We start from the raw sequence: 25113 nt of genomic DNA, 5'->3' as shown, positions 1-25113 counted from the left end.
AACGAGCCATATGACACAGTCGCTCGCCTCCCGGTGCGAAACAGATGCGCATACAGGGACAAGGCTATGAACGGCGGTCATCAGGGACACCTTCCTTCCAGCGGCCGGGCGATGGTCATATCGGCATGGTTGACTGGCCTCTACTTCATCGCTGAACTGGTAATTGGCCTGTGGACCGGCTCTATCGCCGTCATTTCCGACGCTTTTCACACATTCTCCGCCGTGGGCGGGGTTCTCGTTGCTCTTGTCGCAGCGAAGCTTGCGCGCCGACCAGCCGACGAGAGCCGCAGCTTCGGCTGGTTCCGAGCCGAGATAATAGGTGCGCTGGTGAACGGCGGTTTCCTGTTGGCCATGGCCATGGTGGTCATCGTCATGGCGGCCATGCGGTTGTCCGAGCCGGTTCATCTGCCTACAGGCCCGATGCTGTGGGTAGCGGCGGGCGGTCTGCTGACAGAATTCGTCGCGTTGGGACTGATGTGGCGTCAAAGCAAAGACGACCTAAACATGCGAGGCGCCTTCTGGCACGTCATACAGACCTTCGTCGGCAGTCTGCTGATCATCGTGACAGCCCTGATCATTCGGTTCACGGGATTCCTGCTGATCGACCCGCTTCTCGGTATGGCTTTTGGATTTGTGCTGATCTGGGCGAGCTGGGGCATATTGCGCGATGCCGCTCACCTGTTGATGGAGGGGACACCGACAGGTGTCAGCCTGTCACAAATCACAGAAGCTCTCGCCGGAATTGAGGGCGTGGCTGACGTCCATCACGCACACGCCTGGGCGCTAACCAGCGGCAAACAAGTTTTTTCCAGCCACATCCGGGTCTCCAAAGGCAGCGACCCACAGAACGTGCTGTTCACCGCTCACGCATTGCTGCGTGAGCGGTTCGGTTTTTTCTTCGTCACCGTTCAGGTGGAAGACCGCTGCCTCGACGAAAGCGGCGCAGAACAGATTGACGTGATGCGACCGATTAAAGCCCACCACTGACGTTCCCGTCAGAGCTTACAGCCCCAGCTTGGCCTTCAGGATGTCGTTGACGGCGGCCGGGTTGGCCTTGCCGCCGGTGGCCTTCATGACCTGGCCGACGAACCAGCCGATGGCCTGGGGCTTTTCAGCGACGGCGGCGGCCTTGTCCGGGTTGGCGGCGATGATCTCGTCCACCGCCTTTTCGATGGCGCCGGTGTCCGTGACCTGCTTCAGGCCGTGCTTCTCGACCACCTCGGCGGGCGAGCCTTCGCCGTTCCACACGTAGTCGAAGACTTCCTTGGCGATCTTGGACGAGATGACGTTCGTCTCGATCAGTTCGACCAACTGCGCCACATGGGCGGCGGGCAGCGGGTTGTCGCTGAAGTCCTTGCCGTCCGCCGCCAGCCGGGCCGAGACCTCGTTCGTCACCCAGTTGGAGACCAGCTTGGCGTCGCGGCCTTTCGCGGCGGCCTCGAAATACAGAGCCTTGGCCTGCTCCGAGATCAGCACGCCCGCGTCGTATTGCGACAGGCCGTATTCGCTCATGAAGCGGCGGCGCTTGTCGTCGGGCAGTTCCGGCAGGTCGGCCTTGATGGCGTCGATCCAGGCCTGCTCCAGCACCAGCGGCAACAGGTCGGGATCGGGGAAGTAGCGATAGTCCTGCGCCTCTTCCTTGGAGCGCATGGAGCGCGTCTCGCCCGCCGTCGGGTCGTACAGGCGCGTCTCCTGCGTGATCGAACCGCCGTCTTCGAGGATCTCGATCTGGCGGCGCGCCTCATACTGGATCGCCTGAGAAATGAAGCGGAAGCTATTGACGTTCTTGATCTCGCAGCGCGTGCCCAGGAAGCCGAAGTCGCCCGTTTCCTTGAACTTGTCGTAGTTCCCGGCGCGGCAGACCGACACGTTCACGTCGGCGCGCAGATTGCCCTTCTCCATGTCGCCGTCGCAGGTGCCGAGGTAGATCAGAATGGTCCGGATCTTCTTGACGTAGGCGACCGCCTCTTCCGGCGTGCGGATGTCGGGGCGCGAGACGATCTCCATCAGCGCCGTGCCGGCCCGGTTCAGGTCGACGTAGGACTCGGTCGGCGACAGGTCGTGGATCAGCTTGCCCGCGTCCTGTTCCAGGTGCAGGCGTTCGATGCCGACGTTGAAGAAGCTGCCGTCCTCGGCCTCTACCTCGACCACGCCCTCGCCCACGATGGGGTGATACAGCTGGCTGATCTGATAGCCGGTCGGCAGGTCGGGATAGAAGTAGTTCTTGCGGTCGAACTGGCTCTTCAGATTGATCTGGGCGCGCAGGCCCAGGCCCGACTTCACCGCCTGCTCGACGCAGTATTTGTTCAGGGTCGGCAGCATGCCGGGGAAGCCCGCGTCGACCAGCGACACCTGCTCGTTCGGCCCGGCGCCGAAGCCGACCGCCGCGCCCGAGAACAGCTTGGCGTTCGAGGCGACCTGGGCGTGGATCTCCAGGCCCATGACGATTTCCCAAGCGCCCGTGCGGCCCTGGATCAGTTTGGAGTTGTCAGTCATGCTCACCACCAACGGTCCGGCTTGGCGACGAAGCCCGCCGCGTCTTCGAGGGCGCCCGCGACCTGGAAGACGGTCGCTTCATCCAGGGCCTTGCCGATGACCTGCAGGCCCAGCGGCAGGCCGTCGGCGCTGAGGCCGGCGGGGACCGAGATGCCCGGCAGGCCGGCCAGGTTGGTCGTCACCGTGAAGACGTCGTTCAGATACATGGTCAGGGGGTCGATCTGCTTGTCGCCGATGGCGAAGGCGGCCGACGGCGTGGACGGCGTCAGGATGGCGTCCACTTGACCCCAGACATTGTCGAAGTCCTGGGCGATGCGGCGACGCACCTTCAGCGCCTTGACGTAATAGGCGTCATAGAAGCCCGCCGACAGCACATAGGCGCCGATGGTCAGGCGGCGCTGGACCTCCTTGCCGAAGCCCTCGGCGCGCGAGGTCGCATAGAGGTCGTCCAGCGAGGTGAACTGCTCGGCGCGGTGGCCGAAGCGCATGCCGTCATAGCGCGCCAGGTTCGACGACGCCTCGGCCGGGGCCACGATGTAGTAGGTCGGCAGGGCGTATTTGGTGTGCGGCAGGCTGATCTCGACAATCTCGCAACCGGCGGCCTTCAGCCACTCGACGCCCTGCTCCCACAGCTTCTGGATCTCGGCGGGCATGCCGTCGAGGACGTATTCCTTGGGCACGCCGATGCGCAGCCCCTTGACCGGCTGGCCGACCGACTGGGTCCAGTCGGGGGTCGGGATGTCCAGGCTGGTCGAATCCTTGGCGTCGAACGAGCACATGGAGTTCAGCAGCAGGGCCGAATCCTTGACCGTCTTGGCGATCGGCCCGGCCTGGTCCAGCGAGCTGGCGAAGGCGACCATACCGTAGCGGCTGGCGCGGCCGTAGGTCGGCTTGATGCCCACGGTGCCGGTGAAGGCGGCGGGCTGGCGGATCGAGCCGCCGGTGTCGGACGCCGTCGCGGCCAGGCACAGGTCCGCCGCCACGGCCGAGGCCGAGCCGCCGGACGAGCCGCCCGGCGTCAGGTCGGCGTTCGATCCCTTGGACTTCCACGGGTTCTTCACCGGACCGAAGGCCGAGGTCTCGTTGGACGAGCCCATGGCGAACTCGTCCATGTTCAGCTTGCCCAGCATGACCGCCCCGTCGCGCCACAGATTGGCGGTGACGGTCGATTCATAGGGCGGGACGAAGCCGCGCAGCATGTTGGAGCCGGCGGTCGTCTGCACGCCCTGGGTGCAGAACAGATCCTTGATGCCCAGCGGCGCGCCTTCCAGCGCCCCGCCCTCGCCCTTGGCCAGACGGGCGTCGGACGCGCGCGCCTGTTCCAGCGCCTTGTCCGCCGTCACCTCGACATAGGCGTTCAGCGTCGGGTTCGAGGCCTCGATGTTGGTCAGGAAGGCGCGGGTCAGCTCTTCGGACGAGAAGGTCTTGGCCTTCAGGCCGTCGACGGCGTCGGCCAGCGTCAGCTTGGTCAGATCGGTCATGACTTACTCCACGACCTTGGGCACGACAAAGAAGCCGTCGGCGGATTTGGGCGCGTTGGACAGGACGTCGGCGACCTTGTCGCCATCCGAGACCACATCGTCGCGCAGGCGCAGCGGCTGGGACACGTTGGAGGTCATCGGTTCGACGCCCTGCACGTCCACCTCGTCCAGCTGTTCGATCCACTTCAGGATGCCGTTCAGCTCCTGGGCCAGCGGCTCCAGGCGGTCCTCGGGGGTCTTGATGCGGGCGAGATGCGCAACCTTGCGCACCGTCGCGGCGTCGATGGCCATGCGGCCCTCCAAAGCATGAGAGTCTAAGGGGTCGGGATTAGCGTCTCGACGCCGCTTCGACAAGGATTTGGGTGCAGGCGCGAAATGAGCTTGGCCGTTGCGGCCAAACGCCCCCTATCGAAGGCCGTGGCGGCGCCTAAGTATGGGGCGCAGATCACAGGAGACGCGACCATGAAGATCACCGGCCCCCAAGTCCGCGCCGCGCGCGCCCTGGTGCAATGGCCGCGCGACCATGTGGCGCGCCTGTCCGGCCTGACAGTGGACGCCCTGGCCGACTTCGAACGCGAAAACGTCGATCCCGGCGACGAGGCCCGCAGCCGCCTCCAGGCCGCGCTGGAGGAAGGCGGCGCCGTCTTCCTGCACGAAGAAGACGGCGGCCTGGGCGTGCGGCTGAAGTTCACCCGCAAGGAAGTGCGCTCGATCCGCAACCTGGAGAACGAAGGCGGGCCGGTCGGGGACGACGACGTGTGAGTCCGTCTCCAACTTCGCTCATCCCGGCGGAGGGAAAGGGCCCCACGCTTTGACACGCGTCCCGTCTGGGCCTAACGCGCCCTCGTGCCTGTCCTTGATCTCTCCGAACTGTCCGCCGCCTGCCCGCCCAACACCCCGTGGCTGGGTCTGGATCTGGGCGAGAACACCATCGGCGTCAGCGTCTCTGACACCGGCCGCATCATCGCCAGTCCGCTGGAGCTAATCCGCAAGACCAAGTTCAGCCAGGACGCCGAACAACTGTTCAAGATCATGGATGGCCGCAAGGTCTCGGCGCTGGTCATCGGTCTGCCGCTGAACATGGACGGCACCGAGGGGCCGCGCGCCCAGTCGTGCCGCGCCTTCGCCCGCAATCTGGAGCGGTTCCGGCCGGTCAATGTCGCCTTTCAGGACGAACGCCTGTCGACAACGGCGGTCGAGCGCTTCCTGATCGACGAACTGGACCTGACCCGCAAGCGCCGCGCCGACGTGGTGGACCGCACCGCCGCCGCCTGGATTCTGCAAGGCGCGCTGGACCGGCTGCGCGGCTGAGATGGCGGCCATCCTCGCGGGCGTCCTGCCGGTCTTCCTGCTGCTGGCGCTCGGCTATGGGCTGAAGAAGTCGGACTATCTGCCCGACGCCGCCTGGCGGCCGATCGAGAAGCTGGCCATCAATGTCCTCTATCCCGGCTTCCTGATCCCGGCGATCTGGAACGCGGACCTGTCGGGCTCGGCCGCAGGCGCGGCGGGCGCCGCCGCCGTCACGGTGTCGATCATCGTCTCGACCCTGACCCTGCTGTCCAAGCCCCTGCTGCCTCTTAGCGGCCCGGCCTACACCAGCGTCTTTCAGGGCATGATCCGCTGGAACAGCTTCGTCTTTCTGCCGGTCGTGCATGCGACCTTCGGACCTGCGGGCGTGGGCCTGGCCGCCGTGGTCATCGCCGCCATGATCCCGGTCAGCAACATCCTGAGCGTCGTCGTCCTGGCCAAATGGGGTGCGGACCAGCGCGGCGCCTCGCCCAAGGCCCTGTTCCGGGCGATGATGTCCAACCCCATTCTGCTGGCCTGCCTGCTAGGGCTGGCGCTGAACTTTTCGGGCGCGCCGCAGCCGCCTGGCGTGGCCGAGACGCTGCAGTTGCTGGGCTCGGCCGCCCTGCCGCTGGGCCTGATCGTGGCGGGCGCAGGCCTCAGCTTCCGCGAACTGGCGCGCACCCGCGTCACGGTCGGCGCCGTGGTCGTGGTCAAGATGATCGTGACGCCCCTGGCCATGTGGCAGCTGGCGCGCCTGTATGGCGGCGATGAACTGGCGCAGGGAATCGCCTTGCTGTGCGGCGCGGCGCCCGGCGCCGCCTCGGCCTATGTATTGGCGCGTCAGATGGGCGGAGACGCGCCGCTGATGGCCGGGATCATCGCAGTGACGACCGTATTCTCGGTCATCGGCATCCCCGCGGCCCTGCTGCTATTCCATCTGGCCTGAGTCCCGCCTATAGCCACGTCTCAATGACCCATGAAGCGCCCGTCTCCGACCTCATCAAGGAACGGCTGACGCCGTTCCCCCGCGACCACTTCCTCGCCGCCGGAGACCTCCATCCGCCGGCCGCCTTGGCCTTGCTGGACCTGGCCGACGCCTTCGTCGACTTTAACAGGCAGTCAGCCAAGGGCGTGGACCTGATGCGCGGTCAGACGGTCGTGAACCTGTTCTTCGAGAACTCGACGCGCACCAGCTCCTCCTTCGAGATCGCGGCCAAGCGTTTGGGCGCCGATGTGGTGACCATGCCGGTCGCCTCGTCCTCGGTGAAGAAGGGCGAGACGCTGATCGACACCGCCGTGACGCTGAACGCCATGAAGCCGGAGATTCTGGTGGTGCGCCATGCGTCCTCGGGCGCGGTGGACCTGCTGTCGCAGAAGGTCGGCTGCGCGGTGGTCAACGCCGGCGACGGGCGGCACGAGCACCCGACGCAGGCCCTGCTGGACCTGCTGTCCCTGCGCCGCGCCTTCGGCGACGTGGGCGGGCTGACGGTCGCCATCTGCGGCGACATCGCCCACAGCCGCGTGGCGCGCTCGAACGTCGCCCTGCTGCAGATGATGGGCGCGCGGGTGCGGTTGATCGGGCCGCCGACGCTGGTGCCCGGCGACGCCGACCGCTGGGGCTGCGAAGTCTTCCACGACATGAAGGAGGGTCTGGCCGGGTGTGACGTGGTGATGATGCTGCGCCTCCAGCTGGAGCGGATGGCGGGCGCCCTGATCCCCTCGACGCGCGAGTATTTCCGCTTCTGGGGTCTGGACCGCGAAAAGCTGGCCTGGGCCGCGCCCGGCGCCAAGGTCATGCATCCCGGCCCGATGAACCGCGGCGTCGAGATCGACTCCGACGTGGCCGACGATCTGAGCGTCTCCCTGATCCAGGATCAGGTCGAGATGGGCGTCGCCGCCCGCATGGCCGTTCTGGCCGCCCTCGCCCACCGCCGCGCGGGAGGCGCCGCATGATCGCCGCTCAACAGCCGATTGCTATCATCAACGCTCGCTTGCTGGACCCGGCCAGCGACTATGACGGCCCCGGCGCGGTCCTGATCGAGAACGGCCGCATCGTCGAGGTCATCCACGGGCAAGCGACCCAACGCCCCGAAGGCGTGCAGATCATCGACGCCGAGGGTCGCTGTCTGGCGCCCGGCCTGATCGACATTCGGGTCAAGACCGGCGAGCCGGGCAACGAACCCAAGGAGACGCTGAAGTCGGCCAGCCTGTCGGCGGCGGCGGGCGGCGTCACCACCATCGTCGTCCAGCCCGACACCGATCCGGCCATCGACGACCCGGCCCTGATCGACCACATCCAGCGGCGCGGCGCGGCGCTCGATCTGGTCCACGTCCGCGCGGCGGGCGCAGCGACGCAAGCCCGCGACGGCGAGCGCATGGCCGAGATCGGCCTGATGCACGAGGCGGGCGCCCTGTATTTCACCGACGGCGACCGGGTGATCCGCAACACCCGCACCCTGCAACGGGTGATGTCCTACGCCGCCTCGTTCAACGCCCTGATCGCCTGCCGCCCGACCGAGCCGTGGCTGTCGGAGGGCGCGGTCGCGACCTCGGGCGAACTGGCGACCCGGCTGGGCCTGTCGGGCGCCCCCGCCATCGCCGAGCGCATCCAGCTGGAGCGCGACCTGGCCCTGGTCGAGCAGACCGGCGCGCGTTTCCTGATCGACCAGATCTCGACCGAGGGCGCGCTGGAGACGCTGGCGCGCGCTCGTGCGCGGGGGCTGGAGGTCGCGGCCTCGGCCTCGATCAACCACCTGTGCTTCAACGAAATCGACATCGGCGACTATCGCACCTTCTACCGGCTCGACCCGCCGCTGCGCGCCGAGAGCGACCGGCAGGCCCTGGTCGAGGCGGTGCGCGACGGCCTGATCGACGTCATCACCTCGGCCCACTGTCCCGAACCGGCCGAGAACAAGCGCCGCCCCTTCGCCGAGGCCGAACCGGGCGCCGTGGGTCTGGAGACCCTGCTGCCCGCCGCCCTGACGCTGCACCACGAATACGGCGTCGACCTGCTGGACGTGCTGCGGCCGCTGACGCAGGGCCCGGCCGCCCTGCTGGGGCTGGAAGCCGGAGAGCTGTCGCAAGGCGCGCCCGCCGATCTGGTGTTGTTCGACGCCGGGGCGCCGGTGGTGATCGACGCCGCGACCCTGCGGTCCAAGTCGAAGAATTCGCCCTTTGATGGTCGTCGCCTGCAAGGGAAGGTCTTGCTCACCGTCGTTTCGGGCCGCATCGTCCACGACGCACGTTAAGGGGAGCGAATCACTTGCAGGATCTAGCGGGGCCGGCGCTCCTTACGCTCGGGCTTGTGGCTATTGGCGGATACCTGCTGGGCTCCATCCCGTTCGGCGTGGTCCTGACCCGCGCGGCGGGCGCGGGCGACGTGCGCAACATCGGCTCAGGCAATATCGGCGCGACCAACGTCCTGCGCACCGGGCGCAAGGATCTGGCCATCGCCACCCTGATCCTCGACGCGGGCAAGGGCGCGGTCGCCCTGCTGATCGCGCGTCATCTGCTGGGAACGGACGTCGCGGGCGCCATCGCCGGCGGCGCGGCCTTCCTGGGCCACCTGTTCCCCGTCTGGCTGGGATTCAAGGGCGGCAAGGGGGTGGCGACCTTCTTCGGTCTGATCCTGGCGGCGTGCTGGCCGCTGGGCCTGCTGGCGGCGGCGACCTGGCTGATCATGGCCTTCGCTCTGCGCTATTCCTCGCTGGCGGCCCTGGTGGCGGCGGCGCTGACGCCGCTGTACGCCCTGCTGCCCCTGCCGGCGCTGGGCCTGCCCGCGCCGCAGCCCATCTTCATCATGGCGGTCTTCACCGCCGTGCTGATCTTCATCCGCCACCATGAGAACATCGGCCGCCTGCTGAAGGGCGCCGAGCCCAAGATCGGGGCGAAGAAGGCGTGACGCCCCTATCGGAGGCCGAGCGTTTCGCCCGCCTCCGGCTCGCCCGGACCGACCGCGTCGGTCCCGTGGCCTTTTCCCAGCTGTTGCAGCGGTTCGGCGCGGCCGAGCGCGCGCTGGACGCCCTGCCCGACCTGATCCGCGATCAAGGACGCAGCGGCTATTCCATCCCTGCGCCCGAGGCCGTCGAGGCCGAACTGGAGGCCGGCGCCCGTATCGGGGCGCAGCTGGTCCTGTGGGGCGAGGCCGCCTATCCCCAAGCCCTGGCCGCCGTCGATCCTCCGCCGCCTCTGTTGTGGACCCTGGGCGATCCGGCGCTGATGCAGCAGCCCTGCATGGCCATCGTGGGGGCGCGCATCGCCTCGGCGGGCGGCCAGCGCATCGCGCGCGGTCTGGCCCAGCAGTTGGGCGAAAGCGGCCACGTCGTCGTCTCGGGTCTGGCGCGCGGCGTCGATGCTGCGGCGCATCTGGGCGCGCTGGAGACCGGCACGGTCGCGGTTCTGGGCGGCGGCGTGGACGACGTCTACCCATCCGACAACGCCGACCTGTATCGCCAGATCGCCGAACGCGGCTGCATCGTCTCGGAAAGCCCCGTCGGCGCGCGGGCGCAGGCGCGAGACTTCCCGCGCCGCAATCGCATCATCTCGGGCCTGTCGCGCGGCGTGGTGGTGGTCGAGGCGGAAATCCGCTCCGGTTCGCTGATCACCGCGCGGCTAGCGGGCGAACAGGGGCGCGACGTCTTCGCCGTACCGGGCTCGCCGCTCGACCCGCGTTCCAAGGGCCCGAACGAACTGCTGCGTCAGGGGGCCATCCTGTGCGAAGGGATCGAGGACATCGAGCGGGCCTACGTCACGCTGCAGACGCTGCGCGAACCGCCCGCTGATTCGCCGTTCGAGGCCGGTTCGCCGGATCAGATCGACGATGCGGTGCTGGATCGTATCGAAGCCCTGCTGTCGCCGACGCCCATCGCCCGCGACGAACTGGCGCGCGCGGCTGGATTGTCAATTGCGGAAACGGCCGCCGCCCTGCTGGAGCTTCACCTCGCAGGGCGGGCGACCTTGCTGCCCGGCGGCCTGGCCTCGACCTAGGCGGGCGCGGTGCGGCGGGCCATATCCGCCGCGCTTTCCAGAAGTCCGGCCAACCGCTCATCCCCGTCCCAGCGGGCCATTCCGGCCAGTTCCGTGGCCATGGCGGCCACATATTCGCGAACCGGATAGTCCGTCAGATCAGGGCTCGTCGCCTTGCGGCGTCGCTGCGCTGTCTTGTTCATCGTCAACCCTCCCGAGAACATCTGAGAGGAACACAACTCAAGGAGGTTTGTAAACTCACGTTACCCGGAAAGGTTGCTCATATAAAATGGGCCGATTGACTTCCGCGCTCGCCGCAACCACGTTCGCGCCCCGTTTTCCCCGATAGAGCGCCATGAATCTCGTTATCGTCGAGAGCCCCGCCAAGGCCAAGACCATCAATAAATACCTGGGCTCGGACTATAAGGTTCTGGCTTCCTACGGCCACGTCCGCGACCTGCCGTCCAAGGACGGCTCGGTGCTGCCCGACGATGACTTCGCCATGCACTGGGAGGTCGACGCCAAGGCGTCCAAGCGCCTGTCCGAGATCGCCGAGGCCGCCAAGGCCGCCGACCGCGTCATCCTGGCGACCGACCCCGACCGCGAGGGCGAGGCGATCAGCTGGCACGTTCTGGAGATCCTGAACAAGAAGAAGGCGCTGAAGGACACGGACGTCCAGCGCGTCACCTTCAACGCCATCACCAAGTCCGCCGTCCTGGAGGCCATGGCCAACCCGCGTCAGCTGGATATGGAGTTGGTGGACGCCTATCTGGCGCGCCGGGCGCTGGACTATCTGGTGGGCTTCAACCTGTCGCCGGTGCTGTGGCGCAAGCTGCCGGGCGCCCGTTCGGCCGGTCGCGTTCAGTCGGTCGCCCTGCGCATCGTCGTCGATCGCGAGATGGAGATCGAGAAGTTCAAGGCGCAGGAATACTGGTCGGTCGAGGCCGATCTGATCGCCGACAGCCCGCCCTTCACCGCCCGTCTGGTCAAGCATAACGGCAAGCGCGTCCAGCGCCTGGACATCGTGTCCGAAGCGATGGCCATGGCCGCGCGCGAGGCCGTTCACAGCGGCGATTTCACCATCAAGTCGGTCGAGAAGAAGCCGGCCAAGCGGTCCCCCGCCCCGCCCTTCACCACCTCGACCCTGCAGCAGGAAGCCGCGCGCAAGCTGGGCTTCACCGCCCAGCGCACGATGCAGGCAGCTCAAAAGCTGTATGAGGGCGTCGACGACACCGGCGGCCTGATCACCTATATGCGTACGGACGGCGTCTATGTGACGCCCGAAGGCATCACCCAGGCGCGCGAGGCCATCGGCCAGCGTTTCGGTCCGGCGTATGTCCCGGCCGAGCCGCGCTATTACAAGACCAAGGCCAAGAACGCTCAGGAAGCGCACGAAGCCATTCGTCCGACCAACATCCTGCGCAGCCCCGACACCCTGCGGCTCGAGAACGATCTGCAGCGGCTGTACGAGCTGATCTGGAAGCGGATGATCGCCTCGCAGATGGAATCGGCGCGCCTGGACCGCACCACGGTCGAGATCGAAACGCCCGACGGCCAGACCGGCCTGCGCGCCACCGGCCAGGTCGTCGCCTTCGACGGCTTCATCGCCGCCTATGAAGAAGGCCGCGACGAGAAGCAGAAAGGCGCCGAGGAAGACGAGGACGAAGGCGGCCGCCTGCCCGCGCTGAAGGAAGGCGCCAAGGCCAAGGTCGAGGCGATCCGCACCGACCAGCACTTCACCGAGCCGCCGCCGCGCTTCTCGGAAGCCACCCTGGTCAAGAAGCTGGAAGAGCTGGGCATCGGCCGTCCGTCGACCTACGCCTCCATCCTGACGACCCTGCGCGACCGCGAATACGTCCGCATGGACAAGAACCGCTTCTTCCCCGAAGACAAGGGACGGCTGGTCACGGCCTTCCTGGAACAGTTCTTCGCCAAATGGGTCGAGTACGACTTCACCGCCGCGCTGGAGACCCAGCTGGACGAGGTGTCGGCGGGCGATCTGGACTGGAAGACCCTGCTGCGCCGCTTCTGGCAGGATTTCCACGCCGCGACCCAGGCCGCGGGCGAACTGCGCACCACGGCGATCCTGGACCACCTGAACGAGGCGCTGGGCCCGCACATCTTCCCCGACAAGGGCGATGGCTCCGACCCGCGCGAATGCCCCCTGTGCCATCAGGGTCAGTTGAGCCTGAAGACCAGCCGCTTCGGCGCCTTCATCGGCTGTTCGCGCTATCCGGAGTGCAAATACACCCGCCCGGTGGCCTCGCCCGACGCGGCCGACAGCGGCGCGGAAAGCGGCGATCGCGAACTGGGCGTCGATCCGGCGACCGGCCAGCCGGTGCATCTGAAGATCGGTCGTTTCGGCCCCTATGTCGAAACCACGCCGCCGGACGCGGACAAGCCCAAGCGCTCGTCCCTGCCCAAGGGCTGGTCCCCGGCCTCGATCGACCTCGAGAAGGCGCTGCGCCTGCTCAGCCTGCCGCGCGACGTCGGTCCGCACCCTGAAGACGGCAAGATGATCACCGCCAGCCTGGGCCGCTATGGCCCGTTCGTGGCGCACGCGGGCACCTACGCCAACGTCGCGGACATCGAGGAGGTGTTCGACGTCGGCCTGAACCGCGCCGTGGCCCTGCTGGCTGAAAAGCGTGCGGGTCGTGCGGGCCGCGCCTCGGCCGCAGCGCCGCTGAAGGAGTTGGGCGCCCACCCGGAAACGGGCGAGGCCGTGCAGGTCATGGCCGGACGCTACGGCCCCTACGTCAAGTCAGGCAAGATCAACGCCACCCTGCCCAAGGGCACGGCGCCCGAGGACATGACGATGGAGGCCGCCCTGCCCCTGCTGGCCGCCAAGGCCGGCGCCGCGCCCAAGAAGAAGGCGCCCGCCAAGAAAGCCGCTGCGAAAAAGCCCGCGGTGAAGAAGGAGCCTGCGGCCAAGAAACCGGCCGCGAAGAAGGCCCCCGCCAAGAAGGCGGCCAAGGCTGCGGAAGCCGAATAAGACGAAGCGCCCTCGTTCTCACGAACGGGGGCGTTTTTTCTACCGCCCAGCGACCAGCTCGTTGCGGACGCGACGGCCCAGGGGATCGCGGCCCGACCAGCTCTCCCCCACGGAAGCCTCGACATAGGGCGTGCAGAAGCGCGAGATGATCATGCGCGGGCGGATTTCGTTCAGACAGACGCGGTCCCCCTCACGCGCCCAGCGCGCGGTCAGGCGGCGACCATCCGAAAACAGGGCGCGATAACCGCCGTCCCGATCGAACCAGTGTTTGACCCAATCGCCGTCGGGATAGTGGGAAACGACCGTATTGCCGAAGGCCGCCTGCATGGCGTCGGCGTTTCCGCCACCGCCCGACGCTGAAGCGCTCGCAGGCGCGGCCAACATCAGCGTGATCAGCACGGCTGCGCGCATCCGGTCCCTCTCCCAGTCGTCTTCCAGTCCCCAGGCGGACCATACAGGCCGAAACGCCATTGCCAAGCGGGGCCGTGGCGAACAGAAATACTTGACTGAGGCGTAGGGCCTTCTTTATACGGCCGCAGGCTCGGAACAGGACTGGCGATGCGCGCCGCCCGCTCGCCCAAGAGGGGCGGTTCCGTCAGCTGAAGGCGTTTGCGAACGCTATCCTCCGTCCCTTCAGGACTGCATGACTGAATTTTCCAAGCTGGGCCTTTCGCCCACGACCCTGCAAGCGGTCGCCGATACCGGCTACATGACCGCCACCCCCATTCAGGAACAGGCCATTCCGGTGGCCCTCGCCGGGCGCGACGTCCTCGGCATCGCCCAGACGGGCACCGGCAAGACGGCCGCCTTCACCCTGCCCATGGTCGACCGCCTGGCCTCGGGCCGCGCCCGCGCCCGGATGCCGCGCGCCCTGGTGCTGGCCCCGACCCGCGAACTGGCCGACCAGGTCGCCGAAAGCTTCGCCAAATACGCCAAGGGCACCAAGCTGAACTGGGTGCTGCTGATCGGCGGCGTCTCCATGGGCGACCAGGTCGCCGCCCTGAACAAGGGCGTGGACGTGCTGATCGCCACGCCGGGCCGCCTGCTGGACCTGTTCGATCGCGGCAAGATGCTGCTGACCGGCGTCGAGCTGATGGTGGTCGACGAGGCCGACCGGATGCTGGACATGGGCTTCATCCCGGACATCGAGCGCATCTTCAAGCTGACGCCGCCGCGTCGCCAGACCCTGTTCTTCTCGGCCACCATGCCGCCGGAGATCACGCGCCTGACGCAGCAGTTCCTCAAGGATCCGACCCGGATCGAGGTCTCGCGCCCGGCCACGACCGCTGACACCATCACCCAGCACATCACCCGCCTGCCGACCTCGGACCCCAAGGCCAAGCGCACCGCCCTGCGCGCCCTGGTCGAGCGCGGCGAGGTCCAGAACGGCATCGTCTTCTGCAACCGCAAGTCGGAAGTCGACATCGTCGCCAAGTCGCTGCAGGTGCACGGCTTCGACGCCGCGCCGATCCACGGCGATCTGGACCAATCCTTGCGGATGAAGACCCTGGCCGATTTCCGCAGCGGCGCGCTGAAGCTGCTGGTCGCCTCAGACGTCGCGGCGCGCGGTCTGGACATCCCGGCCGTCAGCCACGTCTTCAACTATGACGTCCCGCACCACGCCGACGACTACGTCCACCGCATCGGCCGCACCGGCCGCGCCGGGCGTCTGGGCGAGGCCTTCATGATCGTGACGCCGTCCGACGACAAGTCGTTGGACAAGGTGCTGAAGCTGATCAAGAAGGAGCCGGTCGAACTGCCGCTGGAGCATATCGACTTCACCGCCATCAAGGATCGCCCGCGCGACGACAACCGCTCGGGCCGTGGCCGGGGCCGCAGCGACCGCCCCGAACGCGGCAGTCGTTCACGCCGATCGGTCGTCGAGCCTGCAGCGGCGGAGGACGGCGTCGTGTCCGTGGTCGAGACCTCGCCGACGCCTGTTGTTGAAACTGAAGGGGCTCCCAAACGCGCCCGGGGTCGCAAGAAGTCGGAATCCAAGCCGACGACTTCAGCTCCCATCGAAACGAAGGGCGTTGAGGCCAAAGCCAAATCGACCCTTTCAGCCAATCCTTTTGGCGACGACGTGCCGGCGTTCCTGCGCCGTCCGGTAGTTTTCGCCGAGTAAGGCTGCGCCTTGAACTTAACCCTGCGTTACGGAAGACCGGTATAGCTTTCCGGCTCAGATAGCGCAGGGGCAGTTCTAGGCATGACCACCCAGGTCGAAACCACGGTTCGGAGTCCCGAAGCCTATGCGCTGGCGCATCGCGCCGTGGACGCAATGCAAGCCGCCGCCGTATGGCCCACTCCGCTGAATTTCGAACTTTGGCTCCACTATCTGGGTGATCCCGACGGCGCTCTGGGGCAGGAAATTTCGCGCCTTCTTTCCACGGGCGCGCCCTTCACGGACGCTACCGCCGAAATGCTCGCCGCCGAGTTCTTGCCGCGCGGACGCCTGTCCGAAGAGATTCGCGACGCAGGCGCCATGCTGAACCGGGAATTGGCGGCGGTCGCCGATGCGATCGACAAGGCTCGTGAAAGCCAGTCCACCTATGGCGACACCCTGGCCGCCGCCGCCGACCGCATGGCCACCGCCGGCGATACCGGCAGCCTCGGCGACATCGTCTCCTCCCTCGCCGACGCCACACGCCGTATCCGGCGCCATACCGCGGCGCTCGAACGGCGCCTGGAATCGTCGAATCGCGAGGTGACCAAGCTGCGCGACCACATGGAGCAGGTGCGTCGCGACGCCATGACCGACGCCCTGACCAATCTGGCCAATCGTAAGGCGTTCGACGAGCACCTTCTTCGCGTGTGCGATGAATCCGAAGCGTCGGGAACATCGGTAGGACTCGCCATTATCGATATCGACCACTTCAAGCGATTCAACGACACCTGGGGCCATCAGACCGGCGATCAGGTGCTGCGATACGTCGCCAGCGTCCTGGGGCGCGTGTCTCGCGTGCCTAGAATCGCCGCTCGATACGGCGGTGAAGAGTTCGCCGTGATCTTCCCTGGCGAAACGGCCGGAGCCATCGAAGCCGCGCTGAACGCCATTCGCGAGGAAATCGCCTCGCGAGCCCTGCGCCGCCGCTCGACCAATGACGACCTGGGTGCCGTCACCATTTCCGTCGGTTTCGGCCTGCGCCGCCCGGGCGAAAGCGCGACTCAATTGCTGGCCCGAGCGGACGAGGCGCTCTACGCCTCCAAGCGCAGCGGCCGCAACAAGGTGACAGCAGCCGCCGAAGCCGTATCCGACGCGGCCTGAAACTTCACTTTACGCTCGCCTCTGAACGGCAGGCTGGCATAGTCGCCAGATGCGAAGCCTGTTGTTCAACATCGCCTATTGGGCGCTTTCCATCACCTACGGCCTGGCCGCCGCCTTTGCGGCCCTGGCGCCCGGCCGCAAGGCCACAAGCTGGATCATCCGCCGCTATGTCCGGCGCATGGTGCAGGCCATGAGCCTGTTCGCGGGCATCCGCATCGAGACGCGCGGCAAGGAACGCCTGCCGCAGGGCGCCTTCATCATCGCCTCAAAGCACCAGAGCTGGGGCGACGGCTTCGCCACCTATGACCAGTTCGACGACGTGGCCTTCGTCACGGGCGACCATCTGGAGAAGTTCCCCCTGCTGGGAACGGTGCTGAAGAAGCTGGGCGCCATCGTCGTCAACAACTGCGGCGGCCACGCCGCCCGCGCCGCCCTGAAGGAACGCGCCGCCGACGCCAATCGCGAGGGGCGCAAGATCCTGATCTATCCGGAAGGCCATCTGGCCAAGGTCGGCGAGAAGTACCGCTATCGCTCGGGCGTCTGGCACATGTACCGCGACTTCGACATGCCGGTCGTGCCGCTGGCGACCAACCTGGGTCTGTTCTGGCCGCTGGAGGAGTTTCGCAAGAACCCCGGCACGGCGACGCTGGAATTCCTCGAACCGATCCCGACCGGACTGCCCAAGGCCGAGTTCCTGGAACGGCTGGAGGCCGCCGTGGAAGGTCGGACCGCCGAACTGATCGCCGAGGCGACGGGTCAGCCGGTCACGCCCGCCGTTCTGGTCTCTACCCCGGACGAGGCCGCCAAGGCCGCCGCAGCGGCCGAGGCGGTCAACGCCGCAGCCTAGGCCGCCGGGATCACAGCGCCTTCATACTTCGAGGCGATGAAGTCCTTGATCGCCTGACCGCGCAGGGCGTCGGCCAGGGCCTGAATGCGCGGATCGTTCTGATTGTCCGGGCGGGCGACCAGATAGTTCACATAGGGGCTGTCGGCGCCTTCAAGCTGAAGGGCATCGGTTTTCGGCTTCAGCCCGGCGTCGAGGGCGTAGTTGGTGTTGATCACCGCCCCGTCGACCTGAGGCAGGATGCGCGGGATGGTGGCGGCCTCAACTTCCTGGAACTTCAGTCCCTTGGGATTGGTGGCGATGTCGCGAACGGTCTGCAGCGGATTCTGCGGATCCTTGAGCGTGATCAGGCCCGCCGCCTGCAGCAGCAGCAGGGCGCGGCCGGTGTTCGACGCATCATTGGGCAGAACCACCTGGGCGCCGTTCGGCAGATCGGCCAGCGCCTTGTGCTTGCGCGAATAGAGGCCCAGCGGTTCGACGTGGATGCCTGCCACGGTGATCAGGTTCGTACCGCGCGCCGTGTTGAACTCGTCCAGATAGGGCTTGGTCTGGAAGTAGTTCACATCCAGCCGCTTTTCAGCCAGTTGCACGTTCGGCTGAACGTAATCGTTGAAGACCTTGATCTCGATCGGAACCCCTTCGGCGGCCAGGATCGGCTTCACCTGCTCGAGGATTTCGGCATGCGGCACGGCGGTGGCGCCGACCAGCAGGGGCGCGCCCTCGGCCCCCGTCTTCTTGTCCGCGCCCTGACCGCAGGCGGCGAGCGTCAGGACAGCAGCGGCGGACAGCAGCAGCGAACGGCGGATCATGAGTCAGGCTCTTTTAGAAAATCAGCGGTGCGAAACCTTAGCGACCAGACGGTCGCCGATCATCTGCAGAATTTGTACGAGGATCAGCAGCAGAACTACGGTCACGGCCATGACGTCCGTCTGGAAGCGCTGATAGCCGAAACGGATGGCCAGATCGCCCAGACCGCCCGCCCCCACCACGCCCGCCATGGCGGTGTAGCTGACCAGGGCGATGGCGGTGACGGTCGCGCCGGCGATGATGCCGGGCATGGCCTCAGGCAACAGGGCGCGCGTCACGATCTGGAAGGTCGAGCCGCCCATGGCCTGGGTCGCCTCAACCACGCCCTTGTCGACTTCACGCAAGGCCGTCTCGACCAGACGCGCATAGAAGGGCGCGGCCCCGACCACCAGCGGCGGAATGGCCCCTGCCACGCCCAGCGACGTGCCGACCAGCAGCACCGTCACCGGCAGCATGACGATCAGCAGGATGATGAAGGGCACCGAGCGCAGCACATTGACGACGAAGGACAAGACGGCGTTCAGCACTGGATTGGCCGCCAGCCGTCCCTTGCCCGACAGATACAGCAGCACGCCCAGCGGCACACCCAGGATCACCGTCAGCACCATCGACCCGCCCAGCATCAGCAGGGTGTCGATCGTCGCCTTGCCGATATCGGCCCAGTCCACATTGGCGAACATCAGACCGCCTCCACCACGACGCCGCGCGCGGCCAGTTGCACCAGAGCCGCCTCGGCGTCGCCGCCAGTGAAAGCCACCGTCATCTGACCGTAAGGCTCGCCCCGGATGCGGCTGATGCGGCCCGACAGGATCGAATAGTCCACGCCCGCCGTGCGCGCCACGCGGCTCAGTTCCGGCTCATAGGTCGAGGGACCGCGGAAGGTCAGACGGGCCATGCGCGCCCCGGCGGGCGCGACCGAGGCATCGACCGCCTCTTCGCCCTCGGCCAGCATGGCGCGGGTCACGGCGTGCTGCGGATGCAGGAAGACATCGGCCGTCGCGCCCTGCTCCACGATCCGGCCGTCCTTCAGCACCGCCACCCGATCGCAGACGCGGCGCACCACCTCCATCTGGTGGGTGATCAGGACGATGGTCAGGCCCAGATCGCGGTTCAACCCGTCCAGCAGGGTCAGGATGTCCTCGGTCGTTTCGGGGTCGAGGGCGCTGGTCGCCTCATCGCATAGCAGGACGCTGGGGCCGCAGGCCAGGGCGCGGGCGATGCCGACGCGCTGCTTCTGGCCGCCCGACAATTGGGACGGATGCTTCTTCGCGTGATCGGCCAGACCCAGTTGCGCCAGCAGTTCCGCCGTGCGCGCCTTCACCTCGGCCTCAGGCCGCCCTTCCAGCCGCAGAGGGAAGGCGACGTTGTCCTCGATCGTCTTGGCGTTCAGCAGGTTGAAGTGCTGGAAGATCATGCCGATGCCGCGTCGCGCAGCGCGCAGTTCGGCGGCGTTCAGGGCGGTAATCTCCTGCCCGTCGACGAAGACCTTGCCCGCGTCAGGCGTCTCCAGTCGGTTGATGGCGCGGATCAGGGTGGACTTGCCCGCCCCCGAACGCCCGACCACGCCGAACACTTCGCCGCGCGCAACGTGCAGGTCGATGGCGTCCAGCGCCGTACGGTCGCCCGCCGCGCTGCGATAGCGCCGGGTCACCCCCTCCAGTCGGATCATGTCAGTCGTCTCGCGAAGCGGCCGGGATGATGGTGACACTCTCGCCACAACCGCAGGCGTCCGTCTCGTTCGGATTGCGGAAGACGAATTTGGACGCCAGCTTCGTCACCTCATAGTCGATTTCAGTGCCGATCAAGAACAGCACCGCCTTGGGTTCGATCAGGATGGTGACGCCCTTGTCCTCGACCACCTCGTCCAGCGGCAGGGCTTCTTCGGCATAGGCGAAGGTATATTCCTGCCCGGCGCAGCCGCTGTTCTTCACGCCGACACGCAGGCCGACGTAATCCTTTTCAGCGTTGTCCATGATTTCGCGCACGCGCGCGGCGGCGGCGTCGGTCAGGGTCACCGCCTTGGGCCGGGGGCGCCGAGGCCGGGTCGTTGCAGTCTGAAGCTCGGTCATGGCTGCATCCTCAGAACATGTTCAGGGCCAGTTTGGCCTCATCGCTCATCTTGGAAGAATCCCACGGCGGATCGAACACCAGATTGGCCTTGGCGCTGCGCACGCCCTCGACCTTGGCCACCGCCGTCTCGACCCAGCCGGGCATCTCGCCCGCCACCGGACAGCCCGGCGCCGTCAGCGTCATCTCGACCAGCACGTCGCGGTCGTCAGACACGTCGACCTTGTAGATCAGGCCCAGCTCATAGATGTCGACCGGGATTTCCGGGTCGTACACGGTCTTCAGCGCCTCGATCAGGTCGTCCGTCAGCCTGTCCAGCTCGGCCTGAGACAGGGCGCTCTTTTGCGGCTCGTCCCAGCTGGCGGCGAAGGCGTCGCTGTCGCTGATCGCGTTGTCGGTCTTGGCGTCCATACTCGTCACACGAAGAAGTTCCGCGCCTTGATCAGCGCGTCCACGAAGGCGTCTGTATCCTCCATGGTGTTATATAGGGCGAAGGAGGCGCGGGCGCTTGCGCTCACGCCCAGTCTTTTCGCCAGAGGCTCGGCGCAGTGCAGCCCGGCCCGCACGGCGACGCCGTAACGGTCCATGATCTGGGCCACGTCATGGGCGTGCGCGCCCTCGACGGTGAAGGTCAGGATGGCGCCCTTCCCTTCCGCCTCGCCCAGAATCCGCAGCCAGTTGTGCCCCCGCAGGCGCTCGACGGCGTGGTGATACAGGGCCATTTCATGCGCCTGAACGGCCGCCGGATCATACTGCGACAACCACTCGACCGCCGCGCCCATGCCGATGGCTTCCAGGATCGGCGGCGTGCCGGCCTCGAAACGGTGCGGAGGCTTGGCGTACGTCACGCCTTCCTTCTCGACCGTGACGATCATCTCGCCGCCGCCCTGATAGGGCGGCAGGGCGTCCAGCGCCTCGGCCGTGCCGTACAGCACGCCGATGCCCGTGGGCGCGAACAGCTTGTGCCCGGTCAGGACATAGTAATCGCAGCCGATGGCCTGCACGTCCGGCGCCGCGTGGACCGCGCCCTGACAGCCGTCGACCAGCACCCGCGCCCCGGCCGCATGAGCCAGACGGGTGATCTCGGCGACCGGATTGATGGTGCCCAGCACGTTGGACATATGGGTGACGGCGACCAGCTTGGTCTTCGGCCCCAGCAAGGCGGCGAAGGCCTCCATGTCCAGCGAGCCGTCGTCCTTGATCGGCGCCCATTTCAGCACAGCGCCGCGACGCTCGCGCAGGAGGTGCCAGGGCACGATGTTGGAGTGGTGCTCCATCTCGGTGACGATGATCTCGTCGCCCGGCTGAATCGACAGGCCGACGCCGTTGGCGACCAGATTGATCGCCTCGGTCCCGCCCTTGGTCCAGACGATGGTCTCCGGCGACGGCGCGTTCAGATAGCGGGCGACGATCTCACGCGCGCGTTCATAGGCCTCGGTCGCCTCGTTCGACAGGGTGTGCAGACCGCGGTGAACATTGGCGTAGCTGCCTTCCATCGACGCGACCAGGGCGTCGATCACAGCGCGCGGCTTCTGCGCCGAGGCGGCGCTGTCCAGATAGACCAGCGGCTTGCCGTTCACCTGTCGCGACAGGATCGGGAACTGCGCGCGAGCGGCGTAGGGGTCGAACCCCGTCACGGATGCGTTGGTCACAGGCGAGCCGTCAGCCATTCCCGCACCACCTCTCTGGCGCCTTCGTGCTCGATGCGGTCGACGACCTCGATCAGGAAGGCGTGGGTCAACAGGGCGCGGGCCTCGTCGGCCGAGATGCCGCGCTGCTGCATGTAGAACAGGGCGCTTTCGTCCAGCGTCCCGACAGTGGCGCCGTGGGCGCACTGAACCTCGTCGGCATAGATGATCAGCTCGGGCTTCACGTCGATCTCGCCGCGATCCGAAGCGATCAGGCCGTGGTGACCCATGCGGGCGTCGGTGTCGTCCGCGCCCTTCTGGACCAGAATTTTGCCCTGAAAGACGCCGCGCGCCTCGTCTCGGACCACGCCCTTGATCAACTGGCTGGTCGTGCCGCCCGGCGAGACGTGGTCGATCACCGTGGTCAAGTCGAAGTGGCGCGCGCCATTCAGCAGATACAGGCCGTCCACGCGCGCATCGGCGCCCTCGGCCCCATGACGCAGGCGCGTCTCATGACGCTGCAGCCTGGCGCCGGTGGAGATGATGGTCTGGCGATAGCGACCGCCCGCCTCCAGCCGGACCTCGGCCTCGGCCACCGAAATGGCGTCGGCGGGCTCGTCGGTCAGGACGACGCGGATGACCTCGGCGTCGGCGGCGACATCGATCTCGACCTTGTTATGGGCGACATAGGCCGAGCCCTTGCCCTCATGCGTCTCCAGCAGCAGCAGGCGCGCGCCGGGGCGGGCGACAATGCGTGCCGCCGCCGTATGGCCCGTGCCGGTCGCATCCGAAATGAAGCGCAGGCGCAGCGTCTGCTCGCCCGAGGCGATGTAGTCCTTCACCCCGACCGGGCGGCCGTTGGCGAAGACGACGGCGTCGCCGCCCAGATCATAGAACGGCCCGGGCGCGCCGATGACCGCCGTGCCCGAGGGTTCAGGCGCTTCACGAAGAAAGCGCTTCAGATCACTGTATTTCCATTCCTCGACCCGCCGCGAGGGAAAGGTTGCGGCGTCGGTCAGGTCCAGCCGGGCCAGCGCCTTCATGCCGCCTCCGGCAGGAACTTGTCGTAGCCTTCCGCCTCCAGCTCATGCGCCAGTTCCGGTCCGCCCGAGGCGACGATGCGGCCGCCCGCCAGAACGTGAACGCGGTCAGGTTTGATGTAGTCCAGCAGGCGTTGATAGTGGGTGATCACCAGCATCGACCGATCTGGGCTGCGCATGGCGTTCACCCCGTCGGCGACGATGCGCAGGGCGTCGATGTCGAGGCCGGAGTCCGTCTCGTCGAGGATCAGCAGCGACGGCTCCAGCAGGGCCATCTGCAGGATTTCCATCCGCTTCTTCTCGCCGCCGGAGAAGCCGACGTTCAGCGGCCGCTTCAGCATGTCGAAGTCCATCTTCAGCGACTGCGACGCCGCCTTGACCAGCTTCAGGAAGGCCGGGGCCGAGACTTCTTCCTCGCCGCGGGCGCGCTTCTGAGCGTTCAGCGCCGTGCGGATGAAGGTCATGGCCGGCACGCCCGGAATCTCGATCGGATACTGGAACGACAGGAACAGGCCCGCCGCCGCGCGCTCGGCCGGCTCCAGATCCAGCAGGTCCATGCCGTTCCACGAAGCAGAACCGTCCGTCACCTCATAACCGGGACGGCCCGACAGGCTGTAGCCCAGCGTCGACTTGCCCGCCCCGTTCGGCCCCATGACCGCATGAACTTCGCCCGCAGGCACATCGAGCGTCAGACCCTTGAGGATCGGCTTGTCGGCGACAGAGACGTGGAGGTTATTGATCTTAAGCATTGTTTTTCTTCTTCAACTCACTCAGCCGACCGAGCCTTCGAGGCTGATCGCCACCAGCTTCTGAGCCTCGACGGCGAACTCCATCGGCAGTTCCTGCAGGACGTCGCGGACGAAGCCGTTGACCAGCAGTGCTACGGCCTCTTCTTCCGACAGGCCGCGCTGCTGGGCGTAGAAGAGCTGATCCTCGGACAGGCGGGTCGTGGTCGCTTCGTGCTCAAGCTGGGCCGAGCCGTTGCGGACCTCGATATAGGGGATGGTGTGGGCGCCGCATTCCTTGCCGATCAACAGGCTGTCGCACTGGGTGAAGTTGCGCACGCCGGTCGCCTTGGGGTGGATCGACACTAGGCCGCGATAGGTCGAGTCCGACTTACCGGCCGAGACCGTCTTGGCGATGATGCGGCTGCGGCTGTTCTTGCCCAGATGCAGCATCTTGGTGCCGGTGTCGGCCTGCTGATGGCCGTTGGTGATGGCGATGGAGTAAAACTCGCCCGAGCTTTCTTCGCCCTTCAGGATGCAGGATGGGTATTTCCAGGTGACGGCTGAGCCGGTTTCGACCTGGGTCCATGACACCTTGGAGCGATCGCCGCGGCAGTCGGCGCGCTTGGTGACGAAGTTGTAGATGCCGCCCTTGCCCTCAGCGTCGCCGGGGTACCAGTTCTGGACGGTCGAGTATTTCACCTCGGCGTCGTCCAGGGCGACGATCTCCACGACCGCCGCGTGTAACTGGTTCTCGTCGCGCATCGGCGCGGTGCAGCCCTCCAGATAGGAGACGTAGGAACCCTTGTCGGCGATGATCAGGGTGCGCTCGAACTGGCCGGTCTGGCTGGCGTTGATGCGGAAATAGGTCGACAGCTCCATTGGACAGCGCACGCCCGGCGGGATGTAGACGAAGCTGCCGTCGGAAAAGACCGCGCTGTTCAGGGCCGCGAAATAGTTGTCGCTGACCGGCACGACGGTGCCGAGATACTGGCGCACCAGATCAGGATACTCACGCAAGGCTTCGGAAATCGGCATGAAAATCACGCCTGCCTTGGCCAGCTCCTCCTTGAAGGTGGTTACGACCGAAACGCTGTCGAACACGGCGTCGACCGCCACCTTGGGCGCGCCCTGGACGCCGGCCAGCACTTCCTGCTCTTTCAGCGGGATGCCCAGCTTGGCGTAGACTTCCAGCAGCTCGGGATCGACCTCGTCCAGCGACTTGGGCCCCTCCTTCTTCACCGGCGCGGCGTAGTAGTAGAGATCCTGATAGTCGACAGGCTCGTACTTCACCGCCGCCCAGGTCGGCTCCTCCATCGCCAGCCAGCGTTCATAGGCGGCCAGGCGCCATTCCAGCATCCACTCCGGCTCGCCCTTCTTCTCGGAGATGAAGCGGATGATGTCGGGGTTCAGGCCCTTGGGGGCGAACTCCTGCTCGACGTCGGTTGTGAAGCCGTACTTGTACCGCTCCAGCTCTGCGACCGTGTCGATTGTTTCCTGAACGATAGCCATA

At 66.7% G+C, this 25113-nt stretch carries 26 protein-coding genes; 12 read left to right on the top strand and 14 right to left on the bottom strand.

Annotated elements, in window-relative coordinates:
* The first annotated feature begins 66 nt into the window (after nt 1-66).
* Nucleotides 67-987, top strand: coding sequence for a cation diffusion facilitator family transporter (locus ABC419_RS09025; RefSeq protein ID WP_234287797.1), 921 nt, complete (start codon nt 67-69; stop codon nt 985-987).
* A 15-nt stretch (nt 988-1002) separates the two neighbouring features.
* Here the strand turns inward: ABC419_RS09025 and gatB are convergent, their stop codons facing one another.
* The 3 genes from gatB to gatC are packed head-to-tail and all read right to left on the bottom strand — an operon-like array spanning nt 1003 to nt 4268.
* Complete coding sequence (gene gatB, locus ABC419_RS09020) at nt 1003-2496, bottom strand: Asp-tRNA(Asn)/Glu-tRNA(Gln) amidotransferase subunit GatB (protein ID WP_412877664.1); 1494 nt, start codon at nt 2494-2496, stop codon at nt 1003-1005.
* A 2-nt stretch (nt 2497-2498) separates the two neighbouring features.
* Nucleotides 2499-3977 carry an Asp-tRNA(Asn)/Glu-tRNA(Gln) amidotransferase subunit GatA gene (gene gatA, locus ABC419_RS09015; protein WP_412877665.1) on the bottom strand — a complete coding sequence of 493 codons (1479 nt, stop codon included), beginning with the start codon at nt 3975-3977 and terminating at the stop codon, nt 2499-2501.
* Nucleotides 3978-3980: 3 nt separating this feature from the next.
* Nucleotides 3981-4268, bottom strand: a complete 288-nt coding sequence (gene gatC / locus ABC419_RS09010) for an Asp-tRNA(Asn)/Glu-tRNA(Gln) amidotransferase subunit GatC (RefSeq protein ID WP_412877666.1) — start codon at nt 4266-4268, stop codon at nt 3981-3983.
* A gap of 171 nt (nt 4269-4439) precedes the next feature.
* On the opposite strand from gatC, the gene ABC419_RS09005 reads away from it, so the two are divergent.
* The 7 genes from ABC419_RS09005 to dprA all read left to right on the top strand — a co-directional run bounded on the left by ABC419_RS09005 (nt 4440) and on the right by dprA (nt 10253).
* Nucleotides 4440-4739: a DNA-binding protein gene (locus ABC419_RS09005; protein ID WP_087141170.1), complete on the top strand. Its 300-nt coding sequence runs from the start codon at nt 4440-4442 to the stop codon at nt 4737-4739.
* An 84-nt stretch (nt 4740-4823) separates the two neighbouring features.
* Nucleotides 4824-5288 carry a Holliday junction resolvase RuvX gene (gene ruvX, locus ABC419_RS09000; protein WP_412877667.1) on the top strand — a complete coding sequence of 155 codons (465 nt, stop codon included), beginning with the start codon at nt 4824-4826 and terminating at the stop codon, nt 5286-5288.
* Nucleotide 5289: 1 nt separating this feature from the next.
* Entirely contained in the window at nt 5290-6213 is a 924-nt protein-coding gene (locus ABC419_RS08995; protein ID WP_412877668.1) for an AEC family transporter, read from the top strand.
* 23 nt (nt 6214-6236) lie between these two features.
* A complete protein-coding gene (locus ABC419_RS08990) occupies nt 6237-7220 on the top strand; it encodes an aspartate carbamoyltransferase catalytic subunit (protein WP_412877669.1) in 984 nt (327 codons plus the stop codon).
* A complete protein-coding gene (gene pyrC / locus ABC419_RS08985; RefSeq protein WP_412877670.1) occupies nt 7217-8515 on the top strand; it encodes a dihydroorotase in 1299 nt (432 codons plus the stop codon). The genes ABC419_RS08990 and pyrC overlap by 4 nt, the downstream gene beginning before the upstream one ends.
* Before the next feature lie 14 nt (nt 8516-8529).
* Complete coding sequence (plsY, locus tag ABC419_RS08980; RefSeq protein WP_412877671.1) at nt 8530-9168, top strand: glycerol-3-phosphate 1-O-acyltransferase PlsY; 639 nt, start codon at nt 8530-8532, stop codon at nt 9166-9168.
* A complete protein-coding gene (gene dprA, locus ABC419_RS08975; protein ID WP_412877672.1) occupies nt 9165-10253 on the top strand; it encodes a DNA-processing protein DprA in 1089 nt (362 codons plus the stop codon). The genes plsY and dprA overlap by 4 nt, the downstream gene beginning before the upstream one ends.
* On the opposite strand, the gene ABC419_RS08970 is transcribed toward dprA, so the two are convergent.
* The gene (locus ABC419_RS08970) at nt 10250-10435 is read right to left on the bottom strand and encodes a hypothetical protein (RefSeq protein ID WP_125901331.1); all 186 of its coding nucleotides are present in this window, start codon (nt 10433-10435) and stop codon (nt 10250-10252) included. The two genes, dprA and ABC419_RS08970, sit on opposite strands and share 4 nt — an antisense overlap.
* Nucleotides 10436-10587: 152 nt before the next feature.
* Between ABC419_RS08970 and topA the strand changes: the two genes are divergently transcribed.
* Complete coding sequence (topA, locus tag ABC419_RS08965) at nt 10588-13224, top strand: type I DNA topoisomerase (RefSeq protein ID WP_412877673.1); 2637 nt, start codon at nt 10588-10590, stop codon at nt 13222-13224.
* Nucleotides 13225-13263: 39 nt separating this feature from the next.
* On the opposite strand, the gene ABC419_RS08960 is transcribed toward topA, so the two are convergent.
* On the bottom strand, nt 13264-13635 hold the full coding sequence (locus ABC419_RS08960; RefSeq protein ID WP_200168449.1) for a hypothetical protein: 372 nt from the start codon (nt 13633-13635) through the stop codon (nt 13264-13266).
* Nucleotides 13636-13867: 232 nt separating this feature from the next.
* Between ABC419_RS08960 and ABC419_RS08955 the strand changes: the two genes are divergently transcribed.
* From ABC419_RS08955 to ABC419_RS08945, 3 genes are all read left to right on the top strand, one after another.
* Nucleotides 13868-15349: a DEAD/DEAH box helicase gene (locus ABC419_RS08955; RefSeq protein WP_412877674.1), complete on the top strand. Its 1482-nt coding sequence runs from the start codon at nt 13868-13870 to the stop codon at nt 15347-15349.
* Nucleotides 15350-15430: 81 nt separating this feature from the next.
* Complete coding sequence (locus tag ABC419_RS08950) at nt 15431-16489, top strand: GGDEF domain-containing protein (RefSeq protein WP_412877675.1); 1059 nt, start codon at nt 15431-15433, stop codon at nt 16487-16489.
* Nucleotides 16490-16538: 49 nt separating this feature from the next.
* Nucleotides 16539-17336, top strand: a complete 798-nt coding sequence (locus ABC419_RS08945; RefSeq protein WP_412877676.1) for a lysophospholipid acyltransferase family protein — start codon at nt 16539-16541, stop codon at nt 17334-17336.
* Here the strand turns inward: ABC419_RS08945 and ABC419_RS08940 are convergent.
* From ABC419_RS08940 to sufB, 9 genes are read right to left on the bottom strand one after another with little or no spacing between them, the layout of a single operon-like run.
* Nucleotides 17333-18142, bottom strand: a complete 810-nt coding sequence (locus ABC419_RS08940; protein WP_412877677.1) for a MetQ/NlpA family ABC transporter substrate-binding protein — start codon at nt 18140-18142, stop codon at nt 17333-17335. The two genes, ABC419_RS08945 and ABC419_RS08940, sit on opposite strands and share 4 nt — an antisense overlap.
* A 21-nt stretch (nt 18143-18163) precedes the next feature.
* Nucleotides 18164-18820 (bottom strand): methionine ABC transporter permease, encoded by a 657-nt coding sequence (locus ABC419_RS08935; protein WP_024352729.1) that lies wholly within the window; start codon nt 18818-18820, stop codon nt 18164-18166.
* Complete coding sequence (locus ABC419_RS08930) at nt 18820-19809, bottom strand: methionine ABC transporter ATP-binding protein (protein WP_412877678.1); 990 nt, start codon at nt 19807-19809, stop codon at nt 18820-18822. The genes ABC419_RS08935 and ABC419_RS08930 overlap by 1 nt, the downstream gene beginning before the upstream one ends.
* Before the next feature lies 1 nt (nt 19810).
* Nucleotides 19811-20209 carry a HesB/IscA family protein gene (locus ABC419_RS08925; protein WP_412877679.1) on the bottom strand — a complete coding sequence of 133 codons (399 nt, stop codon included), beginning with the start codon at nt 20207-20209 and terminating at the stop codon, nt 19811-19813.
* 10 nt (nt 20210-20219) lie between these two features.
* The gene (locus tag ABC419_RS08920; protein WP_412877680.1) at nt 20220-20618 is read right to left on the bottom strand and encodes an SUF system Fe-S cluster assembly protein; all 399 of its coding nucleotides are present in this window, start codon (nt 20616-20618) and stop codon (nt 20220-20222) included.
* 5 nt (nt 20619-20623) lie between these two features.
* Nucleotides 20624-21877: an aminotransferase class V-fold PLP-dependent enzyme gene (locus ABC419_RS08915; RefSeq protein WP_412877681.1), complete on the bottom strand. Its 1254-nt coding sequence runs from the start codon at nt 21875-21877 to the stop codon at nt 20624-20626.
* On the bottom strand, nt 21856-22878 hold the full coding sequence (gene sufD / locus ABC419_RS08910; protein ID WP_412877682.1) for a Fe-S cluster assembly protein SufD: 1023 nt from the start codon (nt 22876-22878) through the stop codon (nt 21856-21858). The genes ABC419_RS08915 and sufD overlap by 22 nt, the downstream gene beginning before the upstream one ends.
* Nucleotides 22875-23624, bottom strand: coding sequence for a Fe-S cluster assembly ATPase SufC (sufC, locus tag ABC419_RS08905; protein ID WP_125901311.1), 750 nt, complete (start codon nt 23622-23624; stop codon nt 22875-22877). Before sufC ends, sufD begins: the two co-directional genes overlap by 4 nt.
* Before the next feature lie 21 nt (nt 23625-23645).
* Nucleotides 23646-25112 carry a Fe-S cluster assembly protein SufB gene (gene sufB / locus ABC419_RS08900; RefSeq protein ID WP_368922539.1) on the bottom strand — a complete coding sequence of 489 codons (1467 nt, stop codon included), beginning with the start codon at nt 25110-25112 and terminating at the stop codon, nt 23646-23648.
* Nucleotide 25113 lies beyond the last annotated feature (1 nt).

Source organism: Brevundimonas phoenicis (assembly GCF_047237745.1).
GTDB lineage: Bacteria > Pseudomonadota > Alphaproteobacteria > Caulobacterales > Caulobacteraceae > Brevundimonas.
Note: the sequence above shows the minus strand (reverse complement) of the source record. Positions and strands in the feature narration are given on the sequence as shown.